Source organism: Desulfurobacterium thermolithotrophum DSM 11699 (genome assembly GCF_000191045.1).
Taxonomy (GTDB): domain Bacteria; phylum Aquificota; class Aquificia; order Desulfurobacteriales; family Desulfurobacteriaceae; genus Desulfurobacterium; species Desulfurobacterium thermolithotrophum.
In genome coordinates, this window is record NC_015185.1 from 316,004 (window position 1) to 339,410 (window position 23,407).

A 23,407-nucleotide genomic window follows, 5' to 3' on the forward strand; every position below is an offset into this window, starting at 1 on the left:
AAGGAGGTTATCTTACTTTATGGTAGAAGGAATAGTTATTGAAAGAGCAGGACAAAAAATAACAGTTTTTGTTCCTGAGAAAAATAAATCTTACAGGGGAATTCCTCTTGGTAAGGTAAAGAAAAAGGATAAAGTTTATGCTGGAGATAAAGTAAAAGGAAGAATTGTTGATAGCGAAAGTTTTGCAATTGAAGTAATTGAGGAAAGGAAAAATCTTCTTATAAGACCACCAATTGCTAATGTAGAAAAAGTAGTTATTGTTGCAACGATTCAAAATCCTCCTTTTCAAAGTTTTTTAATGGATAATTTGCTCGTTGTATATAGCTACTTAGGTCTTGATACGGTTATTGTTTTCAACAAGATTGATCTTCTTGATGAAGTTGGAAAAGAGGAGCTCCAACGCTGGTACACGATTTATAAAAATGCAGGATACAAAGTTATAAAGACAAGTGCAGAAACTAAAGAGGGTATAGAGGAGTTAAGAAGAGAACTTTTAGGAGCGATTTCTATTTTTGCAGGACCATCTGGAGTTGGAAAGAGCTCTCTAATTTCGAAACTAACAGGAAAAGAGCTGAGAATTGGTGAGGTAAGCAGGAAGACAGAAAGAGGAAAACATACAACAAGAGAGGTAAGATTGATTCCGTTTGAAGGCAGTTTCATTGGAGATGCTCCAGGATTTTCAAGGGTTGAAGCACTTAACTTCATGGAGAAAGAAGAAGTTAGATTTTACTTTCCTGAGTTCTTAAGATATCAATGTAAATACTCAGATTGTCTTCATTTAAACGAAGAGGGCTGTGAGGTCAGGGAAGCGCTAAAAAAAGGTGAAATTTCCTGTGAGAGATACAAGAATTATTTAAAGATGACAAAAGAGTTTGTACCTTGGCTTAAGGAGGTTTGCGATTAATGGCTATAACTACTGCAACATTTTTGGAAAAAAAGAAGAGAGGAGAAAAAATAACGGTTTTGACTGCTTACGATTATTTAACTGCAAAGATTGTTGATAGTGCTGGAGTTGATGCAATTTTGGTAGGAGATTCTCTTGGAATGGTAGCTCTTGGGTATTCATCTACTATTCCTGTAACAATGGAGGAGATGATTCATCATACAAAAGCTGTTGTTAGAGGTAGGAAAAATGCAATGGTTATCTTTGATATGCCGTTCCTTTCTTATCAAACAGGAGTAAAAGATGCTATTTTAAACGCAGGAAGAGCTCTAAAAGAAACAGGATGCGATGCTGTGAAGATTGAAGGCGGAGTTACTCAAAAGGAAGTAATTAGAGCTCTTGTAGATTCCGGAATTCCTGTTATGGGACACATTGGGCTTCAACCTCAAAGTGTTAACGTTTATGGTGGTTACAAACTAAGAGGTAAGGGAGAAGAAAGAGAAAAAATCATAGAAGATGCTAAAGCCGTTGAGGAAGCTGGAGCTTTTGCAGTTGTTCTTGAGAAAATACCTCAGAGTCTGTCAAAAGAGATAACAGAAAGCCTTTCAATCCCAACTATTGGAATTGGAGCTGGAAAGTACTGTGATGGGCAGGTTCTTGTTTTTCATGATATGGTTGGTCTTTTTGAAGAGTTCAAGCCAAAGTTTGTAAAGCGTTACGCAGAGCTCGGAAAACTTGCAAGAGAAGCCGTTAAACAGTACATTGAAGAAGTAAAGTCTGGAAAGTTTCCAGGCAGGGAGCATTCTTATTGATGATTCTTGAAATCAAAGAAGTTTTCAAATCTTTTCCCGTAAAGAAGAGTTTTTTCGGAAAAGTTGAAAAAGTCATAAATGCTCTTAACGGTATTTCTCTTTCCATTTTTCCAAAAGAAACTGTTGGAGTAATTGGAGAAAGTGGTTGTGGAAAGTCGACTCTTGGAAAGGTAATTCTTGATCTTGAAAGACCTGATAAAGGGAAAGTTCTTTACAAAGGAAAAGAAATTCAAACTCTAAGTAAAGAAGGCTATAAAATTTATAGAAAAAACGTTCAAGCGATATTTCAAAATCCTCAAAATTCTCTAAATCCAAGAATGAAAATTTGGGAGATAGTTACAGAGGGATTGAAAATAAATTATGACCTTTCACAGAAAGAGTTAGAGGAAAAAGCAAAAGAGCTCCTTTCTACAGTTGGACTATCGTCTTCTTATCTTAATAGATATCCTCATCAGCTTTCAGGAGGCCAAAAGCAACGAATAGCTATTGCAAGAGCAATAGCACTTAACCCTGAACTTATAGTTGCAGATGAACCAACTTCTGCTCTTGATGTTTCGGTTCAAGCTCAGGTAGTAAATCTTCTTGTAGATATTCAAGAAAGGCAAGGGGTTTCTTACTTTTTTATTTCTCATTCTCTTCCTGTTGTGGAAGCTATTAGCGATAGAGTAATAGTTATGTACAAAGGATATATAGTTGAAGAAGGTACTTCAAAGGAAGTATTTTCAGATACCAAACACCCTTATACAAAAGTCTTAATATCGTCTGTTCCCGTTCCAGATCCAATCAAAAAGAGAAAAGTTTTAAAACTTCCAGATATTGACACAGAAGAAACAATAAAGACGGGCTGTCCTTTCTATCCAAGATGTCCAAAAAGAAATAAAGATTGTTTAACTTACGATATGAAACCTATAGAGATTTCTCTAACTCACAAAGTTAGTTGCCTTTTGTATACTTAAATACTCCTTGCAACGCTATAAACAAAAACCTTAGAAGCTCCGTTTTCTTTTAAAACCCTTGATATTTCATTAACTGTAGAGCCAGTTGTAAAAACATCATCAAACAGCAAAATTCTTTTTCCCCATACTTTTTCAACAACCTCGAAAATCCCTTTTATATTTTCTACCCTCTTTTCTAAGGGAAGAGAAGACTGTCTTTCTACTTTATAAGCTTTTTTAATACCTCTAACAAAAGAAATTTCAGCTCCTTTTAAAATTTCTTCACACTGGTTAAATCCCCTTTCTTTTAATTCTTCTTTATGTAAAGGTACAGGAATTACGCAATCTACTTTAGTTTGATATATGTACTTTTGAATGTGTTCTTTTATTGTTTCTCCTATTTTCCAGCCTACTGGAAGTTTTTTTTCAAACTTTAAGGTTTTTATTGCTAAATCTATTAAATCACTGTAGATTCCAAAGTACTCTACACCATCAAAAGAAAAGCTTCTTCCTGTTTCAAGGCAATCTCTACAAGAGTAGGCTGTTCCTGGTTTTAGCTTTAATGGATAACCACAAGTAGAACACTTTTTACCTTTGAACTCTTTGAAATAACTTTCCCAGCAGTTATTGCAGGCTATGTAGGAATGATCTAAAAAGAGAAAAGAGCCACAGACAAGACAGTATTCTGGAAAAAGCAAATCAAGAATGAAATTTCTTAAAAACTTTCCTGCAGATACTTTTCTATTTCCTCCCAATCTTTTCCGACTTCCTTCTTAACATAATCTTTTAATATGTCTTCAACATGTTCAGTTTGAGACTCGATAACTTCTTCGGCCAATTTAATAACCGTTTCTCCATAATTTTTTTCCTTTAAGAAATCAGTCAAAAACTCTGAAAAAGATTTTCCCTTTTCACTTTCAATTTCAATTGTTTCTTCGGTAACCCTTTTTTTGTTTATCTTAAGGTAGAGAGCTCTCCTTTCTATTTCTTGAAAGATTACCTTAAAAACCTCAGGTTCAGTGGTTTTGTATACGTAATCGATTAAAACAACAGGTGGAATTTCATAGCATTCTATTCGTTGGGACAATTCTTTCAATTTTTCTTTTATATCATCTTTATCTTCAGAAACTTTAAGGAGTTCAAACGACCTTAATCCTTCTATTTCGATACGTTTGAGTTCATTTGTTTTAAAATCAAAAATGTTGAAGCCTCTCCTTCCTGAAAGAACTTCCTTTTTTGAACGAAATTCTGTAGAACCTGCATAACTAAAAATTCCATTGTATAGCTTTTCCTTTACAAAAACATGAATATGTCCACCAGCATAGTATTTAAAACCTTGTGGTAAGTCAAAAATTTCCATTTCAAAGCTTTCTTCATGAGGAAGATACTGCCCAATTCCCTGATGGAACATTAATATAGAGTACTTGCTTTTATCTACTTCTTCTTGTAATTTTTCAAAAAAAGAAGCTTTAAGTTGTTGAATCATTCTTTTAGGAAGATATCTAAAACCAGCAATAAAAAGATCTCCCATTTTTAGTACACCATAAGGATCTACAAGTTTTAAAAGACCAAGCTCTTCTAAAATTTTATGTGGTGGAATGGTTCCTTTTCTTAAAACTCTGTCATGGTTTCCGGTAATTGTTATAAACTCTATTCCTGCATTTTTGAGTTTTTGAAGAATACCAATACACTGAGATAAAGTCACCATATCAGGCTGATGGGTTTCAAAAAGGTCACCAGTATGAATAACTATATCAATTCTTTCTTCAATAATTCTGTCTACAGCTTTTTCAAATGCTAAAAAGAAATCTTTTTTTCTTTCAGATAGTCTATACTGAGTATAGCCAAGATGGGTATCTGAAATGTGAGCTATTTTCAATCTTTACTCCCTTTATTGGTAGTCAACGATTACTACTCCACCGAATCCACCTACTCTAATTATATGTCCTCTTTCATCCTTAAAGGTGACAACTCCTGTGTGTCTGCCATTTTTATCCATTTCAAACCAAACATATCCTTTGCCTTCATAAGTAGCAATGAGTTTTCCTCCATTGTAAACCTTAACTGTAAATTCTCCTCCAGTAACTTTAAGTACTTCCTTTTCCATTTTTGTTTGCCACTTACAAGAACAGGAAGAAAAGGAAAAAATAAGCGACAAAGTCGCAAGAAGCATTAGCTTTTTCATAGTGATTCGTCCTTTAATTCTTCTAAAACTTCTTTTAGTTTATTTATAAAGATTATATTTTCCCTCATCGTTCCTACAGTAACTCTAATGTGGTCATTAAAACCATAACCATCCATTGCTCTAACTATTACACCTTTTTGAAGGAGCCTTTTAAAGACTTCTCTACTTGGAAATCCAACTTTAACAAGTATAAAGTTTGCATAGGTCGGAACATAAGGAAGACCGAGTTTTTCAAATTGCTCGTAAAGGTATTTTTTGCCCTCTTCGTTTACAACTTGAGAATGTTTAATGAACATTTTATCTTCAAGTGCCGCAACTCCTCCAACTTGAGCAGGTCTTGTAACGTTAAATGGTTGTCTTATTCTGTTCATGTCGTCGATTATTTCTTTTTTGGCAACTGCGTATCCAAGTCTTAGTCCAGCAAGTCCATAGATTTTTGAAAAAGTTCTTGTTACAACAATATTTTTTTCGTGTATGTATTCAACGCCGTTTTCTATATCAAAACCTGCTCCTACTGCATATTCATAGTAGGCTTCATCTAATACTAAAAGAACATTGTCTGGAAAGTCTTTTAGAAAGGTTTCAAATTCGGTTCTTGAAAATGCGGTTCCGGTTGGGTTATTCGGATTTGCAAGAAAAACAACTGCAGTGTTTTCGTCAATTGCATCTAAATGAGCTTTTAAATCCATATAGTAGTTATCCTTTACTTTTACTACTTTATGCTCGGCACCTGCAAGTTGAACAACTATTGGATAAACAGCAAAAGATTTTTCACTGTAAACAGCGTTAAGACCTGGTCTAAGGTAAGCTCTGGAGATTATGTCCAAAGCTTCATTTGAACCAAGACCAACAAAGAGGTTTTCAATTCCGACTCCAAGATGCTTTGCAAGAGCTCTTTTTAAATAATAAGAGTTCCCATCAGGATATCTATTTAAGTTTTTTAAATCCTCAATTATTGCCCTTACTGCTGCGGGAGATGGTCCTAAAGGATTTTCGTTTGAAGCTAACTTAACTATTTCTCTTAGTCCTAATTCCCTTTTAAGTTCATCTTCAGGTTTTCCTGGTTCGTAAACGTGAACTTTTTTTATATGTTCTGGAAGAGAAAACATCTTTCCTCCTTTAAAATGGTAAGATAATTAGAGTTAAGATTATAACCTGTTTGGGAGATTGAAATGAAACCAGAAGTTGAACTTAAAGAGCTCCTTTTGAAAAAAAGACTAAAGCTTTCAACTGCTGAAAGCTGCACTGGAGGGCTTGTAGCAGCAAGGATTGTAAATGTACCGGGGAGCTCTGAATACTTTATGGGTGGTGTAGTTGCCTACGATAATTCAATAAAGATGAAGGTTTTAAACGTCAGCCCAGAAACGCTTTTAAAGTTTGGTGCAGTTAGTGAAGAGACTGCAAAGGAAATGGTTTTAGGGGTTAAAAAGCTCATGAACACAGAATGTGCTATTTCAACTACTGGAATTGCAGGACCTACGGGAGAAACTCCCGAAAAGCCGGTGGGACTCACATACATTGGAGTTTCTGTTGGAGACAGAGTGGAAGTTTTTAAATTTATCTTTGAAGATAAGGATCCAGATGAAGTTGCAAGGAGAAATAACAGGCGAAGGAAAACTGCAAAGAAAGCTCTCAAACTTCTTGTTCAAATGCTAAAAGAGGAAAAATGAAAGTAGTTTTAATACTTGGAACAAATCTTGGTAATAGATTAGATAATCTTAAAAGAGCTGAAGAACTTATAGAGAAGTTTGTTGGCAGAATTTTAAGGAAAACTGAAATAATTGAAACGGCCCCTTTTGGTGTTGTCAATCAACCCTCTTTTCTTAACTATGGTCTTCTTATAGATACCTATCATCCTCCTTCTGAACTTCTGAAACTCCTTAAGTGGATAGAGAAAAGAGTAGGAAGATATAAAACTTTTAGATGGGGTCCAAGAGTTGTAGATATAGATATTATTAAGTATGAAAACCTTTTTATTAATACTAAATCGTTAAAAATTCCTCATCCAGGTCTCCAACATAGAGCATTTTTTGTTAAGATTTATAAATGTTTATCAATTTGAATTTAAGAGGAAACCATGTTAGAACCTACTTTGGATATATCTAAGCTTTTACTTGCAGTTTCTTCTTTAAATAGCTTGGCTAATCCTATCTTAAATAATCATAACTATAAAGTGGCCTTTATTTCTTATCTTATAGCGCGAGAAATAAGTTATTCAAGTGAGTTTCTTTATAACATCTTAGTGGCTGGACTTTTTCATGATATAGGTCTTTTAATGGTACATTCAAAAGATGACATTGCTTCAGTTAGTAATCTTGAATTGGAGGAAGAGCAACGATTACATATTCATTCAGAGGTTGGATACCAACTCTTAAAGAAGTTTCCCTATTTTTCTAAAATAGCTAAAATAGTAAAATATCATCACTATCCTTATAAAGAGTCTTTTAGAAAAGAAGTTCCTTATAGTTCTTCTATTATATACTTAGCCGATAGAATAGACGTTTTTATCGCTTCAAAAATTAAGAATGAAAATCCTTATTCCAAGATTTCCTTATTTCTTCCACAATTGGAAGATTATCTTTTAAGGTATAAAGGGAAAAAACTAGATCCTAAACTTGTTGATCTTTTCTTAAAGAAAATATGTCCAAAGGAAGCTTTTTGGTATGAAATTTTAAATAGAAGTTGTTTAGAAGAGACTTTGGAAAAACTGTTAAAAAACTTTGAAAATCGCCTACCAACAGAAGCATTTTACGATTTTACACAACTATTAGCTTATCTTATAGACTTTAAAAGTCCTTTTACTGCTACTCATTCTTCTGGAGTTGCACAGACTGCATTGGCGTTAGCAAATCTTTTTAACTTTACCTATCCGGATTTAATGAAAATGCACATTGCTGGTCTTCTTCATGATATAGGAAAAATAGCTATTCCTTCTACTATTTTAGAAAAACCCGATAGATTAACTGAAGAAGAGTATAATGTAATGAAATCTCATGTTTTCTTCAGCTATAAGATTATATCTAAGCTGGAAGTTGAAAAGGATATAGTTGAATGGGCATCTTATCATCATGAAACTTTAGATGGAAGTGGTTATCCATTTAAACTTAGAGAAGAAGATTTATCATTAGGTTCCAGAATTATGGCTGTTGCTGACATTTTTACAGCTCTCATGGAAGACCGTCCTTATAAAAAAGGATTACCTATAAAAAAAGCAATGGCAATAATTGATATGTTAGCAAATAAAAATAAGCTAGATAAAAACGTGGTTTATGTATTGAAAAAAATCTTGAGAAAGTAAATACAGAAAGAAAGCAAGCTCAAGAGAAAGCAAGAAAACTTTACAATTCTCTTAGAGAACTTGCAATTAGTCTTTAGGTTTATCTTTTTTTAAATACAATTCTTATTGGTATCTTGTTGAATCCAAACTTTTCTCTAAGTCTGTTTTCTAAAAATCTCCTAAAGGATTTTGGAATGCCTTCAGGGTAGTTTGAGAAAAGAAGAAAAGTAGGAGGTTTAGTTTTTACTTGGGTTCCATAATAAATTTTTACAACTTTATTCTTATAAACAGGTGGTTGATGAATTTCCATGAGCTCTTTTAGAGCCCTGTTGAATTCTCCCGTTCTTACTTTCTTTGTGTACTGTTTATAAACGTCTTTTATCTGTTTAATTAGTTCTTCAAGACCTTTCTTTTCTTTGGCAGATATAAAAACTCTCGGAGCATAAGGAATAAAGTCAAAGTTAAGATCGAGTTCTCTATGGAGCCTTTCCCATTCTTTTTGGTTTTGAAGTTTGTCTATCTTGTTAACAGCAATAATTATTGGTTTAAATTTATCAAGAGCAATCCCTGAAATTTTCGTATCCCTATCTGTTGGTCCTTCTTCTGCATCTACTAAAAGAACTACTACATCTGCTCTATCTATTGCATCAAGAGCTCGTAAGTAAGAGTAATATTCAATATCCTTTATCTTTCCCCGTCTCCTTATTCCAGCAGTATCTATAAAGATAAACTCATCATCTCCAATTTTTGCGTAAGTGTCTATTGCATCTCTTGTTGTTCCAGGAATGTCGCTAACTATTGCTCTTTCTTCTCCAACAAGAGCGTTGAGAAGAGTAGATTTTCCCATATTAGGACGTCCAACTATTGCAACCTTTATCGGTTCTTTTTCTACATCTTCTTCTATTATGTAATCTTTTCCTCCTTCAAGTGTATCAATGAGTTCTTCAAGCTCTTCTCTACTTTCTCCAGAAATAAGTTTTTCTGCTTTTTTTCTCTTTTCTTCTTTTTCAAAAGTTTCTTTTGCACTTTCTCTGAGTTCTTGAGGTAAAAGTTCTAAGATTCTTTCTTTTAATGTTGGAATTCCAATCTTGTGAATAGTTGAAATAGGAATTACTTCAGGAAATCCAAGCCTATATGCATCGTAGATTAGATCTTCCATGTAAGGTTCATCTATCTTATTAACAGCAACAATGATTGGTTTTTTCCACTTTCTTAAGATTTTTGCTACTTCTTCATCTAAGGGGGTAATACCTTCTTTTCCGTCAACAACAAACACAATAATATCGGCTTCTTCCATTGCTCTCTTTGCTTGTTCTGTTGTTTCTTTTGCAAAACCTTCACCAGAAGTATCAACTCCACCAGTATCAACAAGAATAACTTTATGGTCATCTATATCTGCTTCTTGAACTATTCTATCTCTTGTAACTCCTGGAGTATCGTCAATGATTGCAACCTTTTTTTCAAGAAGTCTATTAAATAAGGAAGATTTCCCAACGTTTGGTCTTCCGACTATAGAGATAACAGGTAATCTTTTCATTTCTCCTCCTATGAAAGATGTCAACCCCCAACACAGAGGTTGCATTTATTTTCAACAAAATCCATAAATTGCCTTCTCTCTCTCAAAACTGCGAACATTACTTTAACCAATTTCCTCGCCGCAGCTATCAGCGCTTTCTTCTTCTCTAAACCTTTTTTAACTAACCCTTCGTAAAATCTTTTAACTGAATTGTCTAACTTGCTGTTCAATAACGCTCTCGTAGCCTGGATAATCTTGTTCCTCGTTCTGCTGTCCCCTTTCTTTGTTATCCTTCCATTTCTAACTTCGTCTCCACTGCTATTAATACGAGGAACAAGTCCAAAATAAGCCGCTACCTTGTCTCCGTTTTCAAACCTCTCTTCGTTACATACGGCAGATATAAAGGCTATAGCTACTATATCTCCTACTCCAGGTATGCTTTTTAGAAGTTCTACTTTTCCCTTAAGCTCCTCATCTTCTCCTATAAAACTCTTGATATCTTCTTCTGTCTCTCTTATCTTATCTGTTAAGTATTCTATTGTTTCTATTTGCCTCCATATCGTTTCTCGTAATGACGGAGGCACTTTCTTCTTCGTTTCTTCCTTTATCCTTTCCATCCCTTTCTTCGTGGTGAGTTCTCTCTTGTTTGTCTTTATCCCATATTCAAGCAATAGGCTATGAAGTCTGTTAATTACCCCTTTTCTCATATCTACAAAGCTATCTCTCTCTTTCATCTTTATCCTTAGCTCTTTTTCTTTTCTCGTCGGGACGTAAACTGTCGGAAGTAAGCCCATTTCATAGTAAATGGCTATCGTTTCTGCATCTATCCTGTCGTTTTTAGCACTGTTAACACCTTTTAGAATGTTCTTAAATTTGTTAGTGTTAACGTAAGTTATTTCATCAACGCAGTTCCTTATCTCCTCCGTAAAAAATGTTACTCCTGTTAAGGTTTCTACCGCAACTTTTACTGAATATCCTTTTTTCCTAAAAGTTGTTAGGTGATTTTTAAATTTCTCTAACTCTTCTGCTTCGTACTTCTTGGTATTAAGTATCCCTGTCAGACAATCTAAATAAGCTGCTGTAAAGCTGTTTTTGTGGTAGTCCACTCCGACATACAGTGTTTTCTCTACCTTCTCCTTCATCTCTACCCCCTGATATGTTTTGTGTTTTGCAACCTCTGCTTCGGAACTATTCCCATACTCCAATACGGCGCTTCCCGCCACTATAATTAGCCGGCAGGAGGCATCGGCTAATCTCCACGCACGGGGCTTATTCCCCAGGGAAAAATCCAGCCTCCTGCCTTTAAAGGTTGCCTCTTTACTATAGTCCCGAATTTCAGGGGGTGACATCTTTTATATCATCTCCAGAAATTATTTAATAAGTGCAGTCTATAAGGTATTCCTTTTGACTACCAGATGTACTAAAACGTGGTTAAATTACCACATGACTGGTAGTCAAAAGGACTCAACCCTGCATTATGCGAACTACTACCTGCTCCCTTACGGGTACCGCAGGATACTTTGTAGAAAAATTCTATGAGTCTAAACTTGACAGGATTACAGAGCTTAACAAATAAAAGCTTTAAGTCTTCAATCAATCTAAGGGAGTTCTCTCCCACTCTCAATATGTTGTATGCTCCCACAAGGTCTGCATTGAAAAAAGCTCCTGAAACTTTATCCTTTAGCAGTCCTCTGAACTTCCTTATCGCTTTCCGTAAACTTTTCAGTTGATTTAAAAGCTCTTGAAGTAAAGTTTTATCCTCTTTCTCCTTTGCTTTTAAATACTTTTTCCCTATCTTTCTGACTTCAAGTATGTCTGCAAACGGTGAAGTCTTTGACGTAAACGCTTCCTCTACTTCAAGAGCTTTTATCCCTACTTCCTCTGCTTTGTATTTGATTAGTCCTATCAGTCTCCTGAATGGAACTGAAACAAAGTGTTGGTTGTTCTTCTTCCCTATGTTTATTCCATCCTTGCTCTCTGTTGCTCCCTTCCCTATGTAAAGCTTTTTGTGGTCAGTTGCTTTCAGAATGTCAACCACTTTTCTGCTTATCTTGTGAAAGTCGTTGTCTATCCTTCTTTTTCTGTATGCTGACAGCTCTTTGAGTATTATGAGCTTCTCTGTAAGAAGCTGTTTTAGGTTCTGTGTTTCTTCCTCTTCTTCTATTTGTGAAAGTTTGTTCCTGATAGTGTCTATCTCTGACTGGAGCTTAGCTTTTTCTTTGTTGAACCACTGATTGAATGCTTTTATCTCTTTTCCTGAAACTATGAGACTCTCTAAATTCGGATTCGTGGAAACTAAAGCTATCAGGTTGTTAAGTCCTAAATCTATCCCTGCTGTGTATTCTCCTGTTGTTCTTAATTCCAAAGTTTCTACTTTGTAAACAACGTCTGCATAAACGTCTGTTCCAAATAGTTTCAGTCTTATGCTCTTAATTTCAAAGTTAAAGTTTTTCGGTAGTTTCACTTTCAGAAATTCCTTGCTGTTAATTCTGAGTTTTATCAGAATACTATCCTCTAACCGCTCAAATGTGTTTACGTTTAGCTCTACCGAGAAGTTCATTAAAAACTTCAGCTTTTTTGATTTTGGAGGTTTCGGAGTCCCTTTAAACTTCTTGGGATTCTTCTGATACTCCTTGTATGCTTTCCTGTAATCGTTAAAGCTTTTTACCACACTCCTTATTACCTGCTGGAGCAGATAGTTGTTGTCAACTTTCCTTTTCTGTTCTTTTAAAGCTTTCAGGAGTCCTGTCAGTTCTTCATCTTTTAAAATGTTTTCCCTCACTTCTTTAAACTTCCTGAGCTTTCCTTCTTTTTTTGATGAGTATTCTTTATCTGCTATGAGTCCGTAGAGTATTGACTGGTCAGTCGAATAGTATCCGTAAAGCTCTTTGTATCTCCTGATTAAAATTATCCAGAGGTTTTTAAAGTGTGCAAGGTCAAATAATAGTTTCCTGACTTTCTCTTTTCTATCTTTTCCTGAAATTCTTATGCTTAATACTCTACTTGAGAGCATTTTTTAAAATCTTCCTGATGATTTTCTTACGGCTATAAAAGTATATTGAAAACGGGTGTAGTTCAATATTTCTATTACTTCTCTTGCTTTTATATCCTGAAACATAGTATTTTTGATACATATTATCAAGAGCAACAAAAAAAAATGTGGTTATATGTTAATTTAGTTTCAAAAAGGTTCCTTTTTCTTTTATATTTTCTATAAATCTTTTATAGACTTCATGATTTGAAAGTGTTTCTGCGTTTCCTATAGCTATAAGTTTTCTTTTTGGTCTCGTTATAGCAACGTTTAATCTTCTTAAATCTTTTAGAAAACCTATCTCTCCTTCATCATTTGATCGAACAAAAGAAATAATGATTACTTCTTTTTCTCTTCCCTGAAATCCATCCACAGAGTTTACTTCTACTTTTAAATCTTTTTCCAATAAAAGCTGCTTTATAAGCTTTACCTGAGCGGCATAGGGTGTGATTATTCCAATGTCTTTTTTGTCAACGCCTATTTTGCAGAGTTCCTCAGCTATTGAAATGGCTATCTTTGCCTCTTCGTAGTTTTCGTATGAGGTAGAACCTTCTGGTTGAAATTCATAAGCGTTTATATCTGAAGTATCAAGAAAAGCAAGTGGCTCTGAAGGATTAAGTATTTCCTTAAATTTTTCGGGTTCTTTTAGGTCAAAGTCGGCAAGAGTGTGGTTTTTTACTATTTCTGCTGCTCTTAGTTTCCCTTCGTAAAATTCTCTGTTTGGAAACTCCATTATTTTCTCATTCATTCTGTACTGAACCTGAAGCATGGAGGAAAGCTCTGAATGGCTATTTATAAGCCTTTCAAATAAGGTTTTCTCAAGTTCTTTTGCTTCTTCGCTTGTTACAGTTGGTGGAAGTTGTTTGTGATCTCCAGCAATGTAGAATTTGTCTGCCTTCATTATTGGAATTAGAGTAGAAGGTTCTACTTGTTGACTTCCTTCATCTATAACCGCAACATCAAAATGAAACCCTTCAAGGAGCTCTGATTTAACCATTGAATTTGTTGATATTACAACATCAGCACTTGCAATTATTTGGCGTAAGACAATTGATTCCATCTCTTTTAATGCTTTTATTCTAACATCAATTTCATAGTTTGTTAGAATCCAGTTTGCCATAGAACGCATAGTCTTTTTTGGAATTCCCCTAAAGCTTTTTCCTTTTCTACCAAAGAAAACTATCTCGTCGTCACTCATGCCTCTTCTAAGATGGGGAAGAGGTTTTGTAAATTGTTCTCTCTTTTCTATTAGTTCCCTTACTCTTTCCCAACCTTCTTTTATTTTCTGTGTCTTTTCATGTTCTTCGTAAAGAGTATAAATAGAAAACTTTTCAAGTTCTTCTAAGACTCTTGCAGGATGGCCGATTCTTACAAGTTTTAGTTCTGAATACTTTGAAAGGTTAAGTAAAATGTTGTCTGCTGCGATGTTTGAATCAGCGGTTGCGAGAACTTTGTTTCCTCTTTTTACAAGCTGAACTATTAGTTCTGTAATAGTACTTGTTTTTCCAGTTCCAGGAGGACCGTGAATAAGGTAAAAGTCTTTAGCTCCAAGTGCCTGTTTTACAGCATTTATTTGAGTTTTGTTAAGCCTTTTGTCAACAACTTCAAATTCTTCTTTTTCTACTTTTTCAGGCTCTTTAAGCCCAATAATGATGTTTCTAATTTCTCTTTGTCTTTTTGTGGCGTGACGAAAAGCTTCTAAATTTTCTTCCATTCTTTTAAATGTTACATCGTTTACGTATAGATCAACCCTTACTCCTTTTTTATAAACCCAATTAGGAGGTCTGTTTTCAAAAGCAACTGTCATTGTTTTTTCAGTAACTCTTACAACTGTTCCAAGAAGTTCACTTTTTAAGGGATTTCCTTTACTAACAAGAACTATGTCACCTGTCCCTATCTCCGTTTCTATTGGCTTTTCTCTCCAAAATCTAACAAGATGGAGATGAAACTTAGTTCCTGCCTTTGTACCTTTTAAGTCAAGAATGGCTCTTCCAAGGAGCTCTCTTTCTCTTCCAGAAAGCTTTCTAATTTCTGCTTCCTGAGCTTCAATTTCTGCTATTCTTTCTATATCGATTAAATACTTAAACTTTTCAACATAATTATGGACTGTAACGATTTCTTTTATAGTTTCTTGATTAGGTATTAGTTCTTCGTAAACTTTACAAAGTGATTCGTCTTTCAAAAAGACTAAAGTGGATCCGTTTGCAATGTAAACTGACTTTACGTCGTGTTTTCTTAAACCAAGATGTTTTAATTCCCTTTGAAGTCTTTTTCCTTCAAGGACACCTTCAAGAAGAATTGGCATAATTTACCCCTAAGTATTTTCTTAACTTGAAAATGTAGGTTTCAATTTCTAAGACTGCAATCAAATTTCTTGGAGGCTGGAGCTTGATAGGAAAACTAAAAATTCATATTGTTGGAATTGGTGGAATAGGAATGTCAGGGATTGCTCTTATTTTGAAAGGGCAAGGTTATGAAGTTCAAGGTTCTGATATTAAAGAAAGTTCTATGGTTAAAAAGCTCAGAGAAGAGGGAATAAGAGTTTTTATAGGTCACAAAGCTGAAAACGTTCACGGTGCAAATTTAGTTATTCACTCTTCGGCAGTAAAGTTTGATAATGTAGAGCTCCAAGAAGCTAAAAATTTGGGAATTCCGGTTATTCCAAGAGCAGATATTTTGTCTGACATAATGCGTTTTAAAGAAGGAGTAGCAGTAGCAGGAACTCATGGAAAAACCACTACCAGTTCAATGATAGCAACTATCTTTCATATAGCTGGTCTCAAACCTACCATTTTGGTTGGAGGAAGACTTTCTATTCTTGGTGGAGTCAATGCTCAAAGTGGAGATGGAAATTGGCTTGTGGCAGAAGCTGACGAAAGTGATGGAACTTTCTTAAAACTTACACCTACCTTTTCTGTTATTACGAACATAGATGCTGATCATGTTGACTATTACGGTTCTTTTGAGAATTTAAAGGAAGCTTTTTTAGACTTTGCTAATAGAGTTTCATTTTATGGAAAAGTTTTTCTTTGTGGAGAATGCCAAAATGTTAAGGAGATTGTTGGTAGTATTTACAAAAGAAAATTGATTTATGGATTTAGTGAAAAGTTTGATCTTTATGCAAAAGAAATAGTTCCTGTAGGACTTGGTACGATATTTGATGTTTACTATAAAAGCAAGAAGCTTGGAAGAGTAAAGCTAAATGTTCCGGGAAAACACAATATTTTGAATGCTCTTGGTGCTATTGGTGTTTCCCTTGAGGTAGGAGTTTCCTTTAATCAAATTGCAGAAAGTTTAGAGATGTTTAGAAATGCTAATAGAAGAATGGAATTAAAAGGAACGGTCAATGGAATAACCTTTATTGATGATTATGCACATCATCCTACGGAAATAGAAACTTCTTACAAAGCTTTAAAAAGCTCCTTTCCAGATAGAAGAATTGTTGTTTTATTCCAACCTCACAGATTTTCAAGAACAAATCTTTTGTGGAAAGAATTTGTTAAAGTTTTAAAGGAAATAGATAATCTTTTCATTTCGGACATCTATCCTGCCGGTGAAAAACCTATTAAGGGTATTAATGCTAAAAACCTTGCCAGAGAATGCGGTGCTGTTTATTGTGGCTCCCTAAAAAAAGCTTGCAGAACCATTAAATTAGAACTAAAACCTGGAGATGTTTTTCTCTCAATGGGTGCTGGAGATGTAACAAAAGCTTTTGAATTAATCACAGGAGAAAAAGATGAGCAAGAAGACTATTTATCTTTTTGATGGAACAAGTCTTGCCTATAGAGCTTACTACGCAATAAAGGATCTTACCACAAGCAAAGGCTTTCCTACAAATGCTATATATGGTTTTATAAGGATGTTCCTAAAACTTTATAAGGATTTTAAACCTAATTATATTGCTGTAGCTTTTGATGTTGGAAAAAAAACATTTAGAAGTAAACTCCTAAAGGAATACAAGGCAAATAGAAAACCAACACCAGATAGTTTTAAATTACAACTTCCCTACATAAAAAAATTTTTAGAATGCTTGGGAATAACGATTCTTGAAAAAGAAGGTTTTGAGGCAGACGATATTCTTGGAACTGCTGCCAAAAAGTTTGCTTCTGAAGGGTATAGAGTTTTTGTGGTTACTCCCGATAAGGATATGAGACAGCTTATAGATGGAAAAATTTCAGTAATTGCAATAAATAAGACTGGACAAAAAGAAATTTACGATCTTGTAAGTTTTAAGGAAAAGTATGGTATTGAACCTGAACAAATTCCAGATTTCTTTGGTCTTGTAGGAGACTCCGTTGATAATATTCCTGGAGTTCCGAGTATAGGGGAAAAGACTGCGCAGAAATTAATTGCAGAGTTTGGTAATCTTGAAAACTTATATAAAAACCTTTCTAAGTTAACTTCTAAAAGAAGAGAAGTCCTTGAAAAGTTTAAGGAACAAGCTTTCTTAAGCAGAGAACTTGCAAAAATAAAAAAGAACGTTCCAATAGAAATTTCCCTTGAAAACCTAAAAGTAAAAGAGCCTCAAGGCAAGTGCCTTGGAGAATTTCTAAAGGAACTTGAAATGAGAAGTATAGTTAGCGAGTTAAAGAAACTTTTTCCAAGTATAGATTTTGGGGAATTTGATAAGTTTAAAAAGAGCAAAAAACTTTCAAAGGAAGAGTTTAAAAGAAAAATCCAGCCAGCTGATTTATTCTCAACTCCAGAAGTTGCTGTTATCCACGATTTTGAAAGAGTTATTGCGATTAATGAAGGATATGTAGAAGTAGATTTTAAAGAGATAGAGGAATTTTTACCAGAAAAAGGAAAAATTTATACATTTGATCTAAAATCGCTCTATCACAAAGTTGGAGAAAAATTAAGAAACTTTTCATTTATAGATCTTTCAGTTTGTGAATATCTTCTAAATCCTCTTCAAAAAGATTACTCTTCAAAAGATATTCTCAAAAAAAGACTAGGAGTTGTTAGTCTTGAAGAAGTCAAAGACTATGTTCACTATACATTGGATATTGGAAAGGAAATCCTAAATGAACTTAAAAAAGAAGGTCTTGAAAACCTTTATGAGTCTATAGAACATCCTTTGACTTTTGTTCTTTACAAAATGGAAAAAAGAGGTGTACTTTTTGATAAAGAGTATTTAGAAAACTTTGGTAAAGAGCTTGATAGAAAAAGTAAGGAAATAGAAAAGAAAATTTTTGAAATAGCAGGAGAGAAGTTTAACCTTAACTCTCCTAAGCAGCTTTCTAAAATTCTTTTTGAAAAGCTGAAACTCAAACCTCTTAAAAAAACGAAAAGTGGATATTCAACAGATGTTGAGACGCTTACTGCTTTAGCTTTAAAAGGACACAAAATTGCTGAACTTCTTCTTGAATATAGAAAACTAACAAAACTGAACAGTACCTTTGTAAAAGGAATTCTTAAACATATGGATGAAGACGGAAGAGTTCGTACGACTTTCATTCAGACTGGAACAGCAACTGGTAGACTCTCAAGTGCAGAACCTAATCTTCAAAACCTTCCTGTTTCAGATGAAATTTCAAAAAAAATTAGATACGCTGTAACTGCACCTGCTGGATATAACCTTGTCTGGGCTGATTACTCACAAATCGAACTAAGAATTCTAGCTCACCTTTCTCAAGATGAAAAACTTCTTGAAGCTTATAGAAAAGGTAGGGATATACACACTGAAACTGCTTCTTATCTTTTTGGAATTTCAGCTGAAGAAGTTGACGAAAGACTTAGAAGAATTGCAAAAACTGTCAACTTTGGAATTATTTACGGAATGAGTCCTCACGGTTTATCAGAACGTCTTGGAATTTCGGTAGAAGAAGCAGAAAAGTACATAGATCGTTACTTTGAAAAGTTTCCAAAAGTTAAAGAATACATAGAAAATACTTTAAGAGAAGCTTATGAGAAAGGATACGTTAAAACTATCTTTGGCAGGAAAAGACCACTTCCAGAACTAAAGTCTTCAAACAAAAATATTAGAAGCTTTGGAGAAAGAGCTGCGGTAAATGCAACTATTCAGGGAACAGCTGCTGACATAATGAAACTGGCAATGGTAAAGCTTTATAAAAAGCTAGAAAAGCTTGGAGCTTATATGGTTCTTCAGGTTCATGACGAAATAGTAATTGAAGCTTTGGAAGAGAAAACAGAAGAAATTATGAAAATTGTTAAGGAAACGATGGAAAATGTTGTAGAGTTCTCAGTTCCTCTAACAGTTGACGTAAAAGTTGGAAAACACTGGAGTTAAAGGTGACTTTTAAAAGATGGAAAAACTTAAGTGAGATAATTCCTGAGGAGATAGAGATTTTTACAGGCTCTTTCGGAAAGAAAGAGTCCATTCTTTTAGAAATGGAAATATTTGCTAAGAAAAATAAGATACCTATTCTTCTTCCTTCAGCAGCAATAGTTTTAAGACTTCTTGTTTCTCTTACAAAACCCAAGAGAGTTCTTGAAATAGGAACAGGAATTGGTTACAGCACTTTAAACATTTACTTTGCCCATCCGGAAGCAAAAATTACAACTGTTGATTCAAACAGAAAAAGGAGTGTAGTTGCAAAGAAATTTTTTAAAAGGGCAGGAATAGAGATTGAAGTTTTAGAAGCAGATGGATTTAAAGTAATTAGAGATTACCTTGCTGAAAATGAAAAGTTTGATTTCATATTTATTGATTCTGTAAAATCGGAATATCCATTTTTTAATTTTAAGTTTCAGGCACTTCTTAAAAGTAAAGGAATTGCTGTTTTTGATAATGTTCTTTTTCGAGGTTACATTGCAGGAAAGACTTTTCATCCAAGATACACAAGAACGGTGGCTCTTTTGAAAAAGTTTCTTTTAGATGTTAGAAAATATCCGGGTTTTGAAACTTATTTAGTTCCCGTAGGTGATGGATTATTGATCTCTGTTAAAAGATAAATACACTTTTACTTGATAAGTACAGTTTTTTTACTTATAAGAACTAAGTAATTGTTTATTATTTAAAGAACTGAGAGTGTTTGAAAAATCATCCAGACAAAGAACAAAACTCCCATGTTAAAGAGGATAAACTTAGCTAAAACAAACAGTTGAGCTATATGAAAGCTCTTTGTTTTCTCGTAACTTCCAACATCCTGCTTAACTTCTCCAAAAATACTCTCTATCAGTCCTCTAAACCTGTAAATTTCATCAGATTCTAAAAGCTCTTTGCATTTAAGCCTAATCTCAGATTTAATTCCCTTCCTTAATGTTTCTCTCACCTTTATGTAAGGCTTTAAGCCTACTAACAGAACAAGCTCAATAAACTTAATGCTGTCATAAGCTTTGTCTCCTAAAAATGGCTTTCCTTTCAAAGCTCTCCATATAAATCCCCTTTCGTTTAACCACCTAACTATTTTCTCTCCAAGTTTCACTTCCGAAGCGTAACTCTCTCCAGGTAATGCAGTAAGAATGAACCTTTTTCCATCTTTTAGATGAACGCTTAATACAACAACTTTAACGTGGCTTTTTACCTCCTTTATCTCTTTGCCTCTTAGAATTTTCAATGGATAAATCTCATTGTATTTGAAGCCAGTTCCATCTATTATCAGAAATCTTAGTTCTTTATGATACTTCCCTAAGAGTCTTCGAGAGACAAAGTTCAGAAAATCTACAAGGAGAATGGAAGGTAGTTGCTTGAGTCGGTAATAATAGGTTGAAAAATCAGGAATATTCTCTCTTCCAAATATCTGAACTGCCAAATATTCAAGGTCTCTGAATGATAGGTTCCAGGCTACTTGGAGGAAAAGAAGGGTAAGAATTATCTCGTCAGGGTATTTCTTGGGTCTTCCTCTTTTGGTTTTAAAAGGATATAAATATACCAGTACAGCCTGTCCTCTCCGGTTCATGTATGTTTTTGATAGGTTGAGTACTTTGTGGGAATTTAGTCTTTTCGCTTTCATACCGGAGAGGATAGGCTTTTTTCTTAATTTTGGCAATTTTCAAACACCCTCTTTAAAGAACTTGACATTGGAATTTTATTTATAGTAATATCCACATACCGTTTTTTAGAGAGGGATAGAACGTGGGGATAGATAAATTTGCACTCACGTTGGGACTGGGGATAGGGATAGTAACTTCCCAAGCAATAGCTGCAATCTCAGTCCCAGGATACGAAGGGGAATTAAAAACCCAGGTAGAGTTTAGGGAAGATATTAAAGATAGGAATTCTATCCCTTTTGATACTTACCTAAAGCTTGATATACGTGATTTAAAAGGAAACTCAGACCTTCATTTCTACGGAAAATTATGGAAAGATTTAGGTTACGGTACTGATTGGAATGCTGATATATATCAGCTTTTTATTGAAGTTCCTTTTGAAAATAAGCAAAGCTTTCTTTCTATAGGTAGGCAGTTTATTTCTGAAGGTTTTGAAACATATATCGCTGATACTGTTAAGTATACTCATAGACTTAAGAACGGATTGAGATATACTTTTTATCTTGGTAAGCCTCGCTTTTTTGAACCTAATACTCCAGATGGAGACGACTTTTTAGCAGGATTTAAGTTTGATTATAAAGGGTATTTCTTTGGATTTGAGCACCTTAGAAATGATGGAAGTGTAAAAAAGAGCTCTTTTGTAGTAGGGAACTATAAGTATTTATCAAGAGAAATTTCTTACTATACTCGCTTTGAGATAGATGCAGCTCACGGAGAATTTGTAGATGCAAACCTTGGTTTTAACTATTATCCTACGAGAAAGCTAAGAATTAACATAGAGACAGAATACTATGATCCTTCTTATACTTACGATTCCTTTAAGTTGGAAGATCCTATCTTTTCTCTTTTTTCTTCCGGAAGACAGCTTAGGTTTACTCAAAGCAGTTACTATGATATAACAGAAAAATGGCAACTTTTTGAAAGCTATACGTTTTCTGATCTTCAGAGATCAGAAAAGGATAACGGACATCTTGCAAAAGCGGGATTTGTTAGAGATACTTGGTTTGAAAATGGTTTAAGAGTTTATGGAGCTCTTCTTTATGGAAATAGTTGGGTAGGAACTTTAAGGGGACTTGAGTTCGGCTTTACAAAGTGGATTAATTCAAAGTTAACCTTTGTAGGAAGCGCCGATATTGCTCGTTACGATAAAATTACTTATGGAAAGCATTGGGCTAATGCCTTTTATCTAAGGGGAATCTATTCAACCACTGAATTTTCGAATCTTGAGTTTGGTCTTGAAGATAGGACAAACGAGGACTTTAAAAGAGATATGAGAGTAGTCCTTCGCTATAACTACTTCTTTTTCGGTGGAAAAGATAGAAGTAAAGAGGAAAAGAAATGAGAATATTACTTCAGGTCTTAATTTTAGTTATTGCGTCAATGTACGTCTTTTCTTGCGATAAAGGAGGAAATGTTAACTATAAGAAAGAATTAGGTGCTACTGCCAAGTTTCACCATAAAGATCATAAGCATTTTATAGAAGAACATGGTTGTATTCCTTGTCATAATATGAACGTTGAAATGAGTTGGAAAGACCTTGAATCAGCAGAGAAAGGCTCAAAAAAGTTAATTATGCCATCAAAGGTTACATGTCATTATTGTCATAACAATCCCAAGTCTCCTGCTCCAAACGCTCCAAGAAATTGTTATATATGTCACTTTAATATGAAAGAAATTGAACCTGCAGATCACAAAACAGGAAATTGGCTTAAAACTCACAAATTTGCTTATGAAGGAGAACCTAAAAGGTGTAGTGAATGCCACAGACAAAAAGACTGTATTGATTGCCATTCACAAAGAGATGTTATACAACATCGTGTTCATCCAAGGAACTATGAGTATACTCATGGTATAGAAGCTGCCGCCGATCCTGGAAAATGTAGTAGATGTCATCAAATAGGTTTTTGTATGGAATGCCATACAAAGGGGACTTGGACAAAATGAAGAAAGCTATATTGCTATTAGGTATAGTATTGAGCTTAAATAGTAATACTTTTGCTTCTGAATGTGGAGGAAAAGGATACACTGGTAAGGATAGTCGTTACTGTCTTAAGTGTCATTCTGGCTGCCCTATTGTTCATCCTGTAAAAGGAATTCTTGTTGGGGAGACTGAATGCATAAAAGTACCTTTAGGATTTCCATTGAAGAATAGAAGGTTAACTTGTACAACTTGTCATGATATGAACTCAAATAATAAAGACTTTCTGAGATCTTCTAAGCCTATAAAGAATAAAATGGATTTTTGTTTCGAGTGTCACAATCCAGCGTGTTATAAGAAATTTAATCCTCACGAAGTTATAGCTTCAAATCTACCAAAAAAAGAAAAGTTAAAAGCATGTATTTACTGCCATGGCGTTGGTGCAAAGCTTGAAGCTTATAACTCGTGTGTTGGATGTCATACAAAAACTCCTCATCTTGGAGTTTTAGAGCATATGCTTGCTCCTAGAGAAGAAGTAGAAAAACTTGTTAAGGATAAAAAGAAGGTAATAGACATTGTAAGTATAAAAGACTTAGATCCTCGTCTTGATGAAGCAACATTAGAGTTAAGAAAGTCTCATGTTATCCTTGTAAAAGGAAAAATAGAGTGTATAACATGTCATAATCCTCATCCTCAGATTGCAATTTCAACTAAAGCGATGGATGAAGTGTGGAGAGAAATAGAAAAAAGAGATATAGAATATAAACTTAAAAAACTTTATGGTATTATAAAAGAATACAAAATTAACTTTCAAGGCACAAAATTTATGAGTCAAAGTTTAAGGGGTGGGCAACTATGTCAAAATTGCCACCCCATTAACTTGCTTAAGTAGGG

General features: G+C 34.3%; 21 protein-coding genes. 12 read left to right on the forward strand and 9 right to left on the reverse strand.

The window, feature by feature from the left end:
* Window positions 1-19: 19 nt before the first annotated feature.
* From rsgA to DESTER_RS01700, 3 genes are read left to right on the forward strand one after another with little or no spacing between them, the layout of a single operon-like run.
* A complete protein-coding gene (gene rsgA, locus DESTER_RS01690; protein ID WP_013637944.1) occupies window positions 20-904 on the forward strand; it encodes a ribosome small subunit-dependent GTPase A in 885 nt (294 codons plus the stop codon).
* Window positions 904-1,695, forward strand: a complete 792-nt coding sequence (gene panB / locus DESTER_RS01695) for a 3-methyl-2-oxobutanoate hydroxymethyltransferase (protein ID WP_013637945.1) — start codon at window positions 904-906, stop codon at window positions 1,693-1,695. Before rsgA ends, panB begins: the two co-directional genes overlap by 1 nt.
* Window positions 1,695-2,651 (forward strand): ABC transporter ATP-binding protein, encoded by a 957-nt coding sequence (locus DESTER_RS01700; protein ID WP_013637946.1) that lies wholly within the window; start codon window positions 1,695-1,697, stop codon window positions 2,649-2,651. Before panB ends, DESTER_RS01700 begins: the two co-directional genes overlap by 1 nt.
* On the opposite strand, the gene DESTER_RS01705 is transcribed toward DESTER_RS01700, so the two are convergent.
* From DESTER_RS01705 to hisC, 4 genes are read right to left on the reverse strand one after another with little or no spacing between them, the layout of a single operon-like run.
* Entirely contained in the window at window positions 2,648-3,385 is a 738-nt protein-coding gene (locus DESTER_RS01705; protein WP_013637947.1) for a ComF family protein, read from the reverse strand. The genes DESTER_RS01700 and DESTER_RS01705 overlap by 4 nt on opposite strands.
* Window positions 3,346-4,509 (reverse strand): DNA repair exonuclease, encoded by a 1,164-nt coding sequence (locus DESTER_RS01710; protein WP_013637948.1) that lies wholly within the window; start codon window positions 4,507-4,509, stop codon window positions 3,346-3,348. The genes DESTER_RS01705 and DESTER_RS01710 overlap by 40 nt, the downstream gene beginning before the upstream one ends.
* Window positions 4,510-4,521: 12 nt before the next feature.
* Entirely contained in the window at window positions 4,522-4,815 is a 294-nt protein-coding gene (locus tag DESTER_RS01715; RefSeq protein WP_013637949.1) for a hypothetical protein, read from the reverse strand.
* A complete protein-coding gene (gene hisC, locus DESTER_RS01720) occupies window positions 4,812-5,924 on the reverse strand; it encodes a histidinol-phosphate transaminase (RefSeq protein ID WP_013637950.1) in 1,113 nt (370 codons plus the stop codon). Before hisC ends, DESTER_RS01715 begins: the two co-directional genes overlap by 4 nt.
* Before the next feature lie 63 nt (window positions 5,925-5,987).
* Here hisC and DESTER_RS01725 point away from each other — a divergent pair, with 63 nt between their 5' ends.
* From DESTER_RS01725 to DESTER_RS01735, 3 genes are read left to right on the forward strand one after another with little or no spacing between them, the layout of a single operon-like run.
* The gene (locus tag DESTER_RS01725; protein ID WP_013637951.1) at window positions 5,988-6,485 is read left to right on the forward strand and encodes a CinA family protein; all 498 of its coding nucleotides are present in this window, start codon (window positions 5,988-5,990) and stop codon (window positions 6,483-6,485) included.
* Complete coding sequence (gene folK, locus DESTER_RS01730) at window positions 6,482-6,877, forward strand: 2-amino-4-hydroxy-6-hydroxymethyldihydropteridine diphosphokinase (RefSeq protein ID WP_013637952.1); 396 nt, start codon at window positions 6,482-6,484, stop codon at window positions 6,875-6,877. The genes DESTER_RS01725 and folK overlap by 4 nt, the downstream gene beginning before the upstream one ends.
* A gap of 15 nt (window positions 6,878-6,892) precedes the next feature.
* A complete protein-coding gene (locus tag DESTER_RS01735) occupies window positions 6,893-8,113 on the forward strand; it encodes an HD-GYP domain-containing protein (protein ID WP_013637953.1) in 1,221 nt (406 codons plus the stop codon).
* Window positions 8,114-8,192: 79 nt separating this feature from the next.
* Here DESTER_RS01735 and der read toward each other — a convergent pair whose 3' ends face one another.
* From der to DESTER_RS01755, 4 genes are all read right to left on the reverse strand, one after another.
* The gene (gene der, locus DESTER_RS01740; protein WP_013637954.1) at window positions 8,193-9,629 is read right to left on the reverse strand and encodes a ribosome biogenesis GTPase Der; all 1,437 of its coding nucleotides are present in this window, start codon (window positions 9,627-9,629) and stop codon (window positions 8,193-8,195) included.
* Between the two features lie 20 nt (window positions 9,630-9,649).
* Window positions 9,650-10,957, reverse strand: a complete 1,308-nt coding sequence (locus DESTER_RS01745; protein WP_013637955.1) for an IS110 family RNA-guided transposase — start codon at window positions 10,955-10,957, stop codon at window positions 9,650-9,652.
* A gap of 71 nt (window positions 10,958-11,028) precedes the next feature.
* Window positions 11,029-12,621 (reverse strand): RNA-guided endonuclease TnpB family protein, encoded by a 1,593-nt coding sequence (locus tag DESTER_RS01750; RefSeq protein WP_013637956.1) that lies wholly within the window; start codon window positions 12,619-12,621, stop codon window positions 11,029-11,031.
* Between the two features lie 157 nt (window positions 12,622-12,778).
* Window positions 12,779-14,944: an IGHMBP2 family helicase gene (locus DESTER_RS01755; protein ID WP_013637957.1), complete on the reverse strand. Its 2,166-nt coding sequence runs from the start codon at window positions 14,942-14,944 to the stop codon at window positions 12,779-12,781.
* 83 nt (window positions 14,945-15,027) lie between these two features.
* Here DESTER_RS01755 and murC point away from each other — a divergent pair, with 83 nt between their 5' ends.
* Genes murC through DESTER_RS01770 form a run of 3 tightly spaced genes read left to right on the forward strand, consistent with a single transcriptional unit; the run spans window position 15,028 to window position 19,557 of the window.
* Window positions 15,028-16,404, forward strand: a complete 1,377-nt coding sequence (gene murC / locus DESTER_RS01760) for a UDP-N-acetylmuramate--L-alanine ligase (protein WP_013637958.1) — start codon at window positions 15,028-15,030, stop codon at window positions 16,402-16,404.
* Window positions 16,376-18,892, forward strand: a complete 2,517-nt coding sequence (gene polA, locus DESTER_RS01765) for a DNA polymerase I (RefSeq protein ID WP_013637959.1) — start codon at window positions 16,376-16,378, stop codon at window positions 18,890-18,892. Before murC ends, polA begins: the two co-directional genes overlap by 29 nt.
* Before the next feature lie 2 nt (window positions 18,893-18,894).
* A complete protein-coding gene (locus DESTER_RS01770; RefSeq protein WP_013637960.1) occupies window positions 18,895-19,557 on the forward strand; it encodes an O-methyltransferase in 663 nt (220 codons plus the stop codon).
* A 62-nt stretch (window positions 19,558-19,619) separates the two neighbouring features.
* Here DESTER_RS01770 and DESTER_RS01775 read toward each other — a convergent pair whose 3' ends face one another.
* Window positions 19,620-20,594, reverse strand: a complete 975-nt coding sequence (locus tag DESTER_RS01775; RefSeq protein ID WP_013637961.1) for an IS5-like element ISDeth1 family transposase — start codon at window positions 20,592-20,594, stop codon at window positions 19,620-19,622.
* Between the two features lie 86 nt (window positions 20,595-20,680).
* Between DESTER_RS01775 and DESTER_RS01780 the strand changes: the two genes are divergently transcribed.
* Genes DESTER_RS01780 through DESTER_RS01790 form a run of 3 tightly spaced genes read left to right on the forward strand, consistent with a single transcriptional unit; the run spans window position 20,681 to window position 23,405 of the window.
* Window positions 20,681-21,937 (forward strand): hypothetical protein, encoded by a 1,257-nt coding sequence (locus DESTER_RS01780; protein WP_013637962.1) that lies wholly within the window; start codon window positions 20,681-20,683, stop codon window positions 21,935-21,937.
* A complete protein-coding gene (locus tag DESTER_RS01785) occupies window positions 21,934-22,539 on the forward strand; it encodes a hypothetical protein (protein ID WP_013637963.1) in 606 nt (201 codons plus the stop codon). The genes DESTER_RS01780 and DESTER_RS01785 overlap by 4 nt, the downstream gene beginning before the upstream one ends.
* On the forward strand, window positions 22,536-23,405 hold the full coding sequence (locus DESTER_RS01790; RefSeq protein WP_013637964.1) for a cytochrome c3 family protein: 870 nt from the start codon (window positions 22,536-22,538) through the stop codon (window positions 23,403-23,405). Before DESTER_RS01785 ends, DESTER_RS01790 begins: the two co-directional genes overlap by 4 nt.
* The last annotated feature ends 2 nt before the right edge of the window (window positions 23,406-23,407 follow it).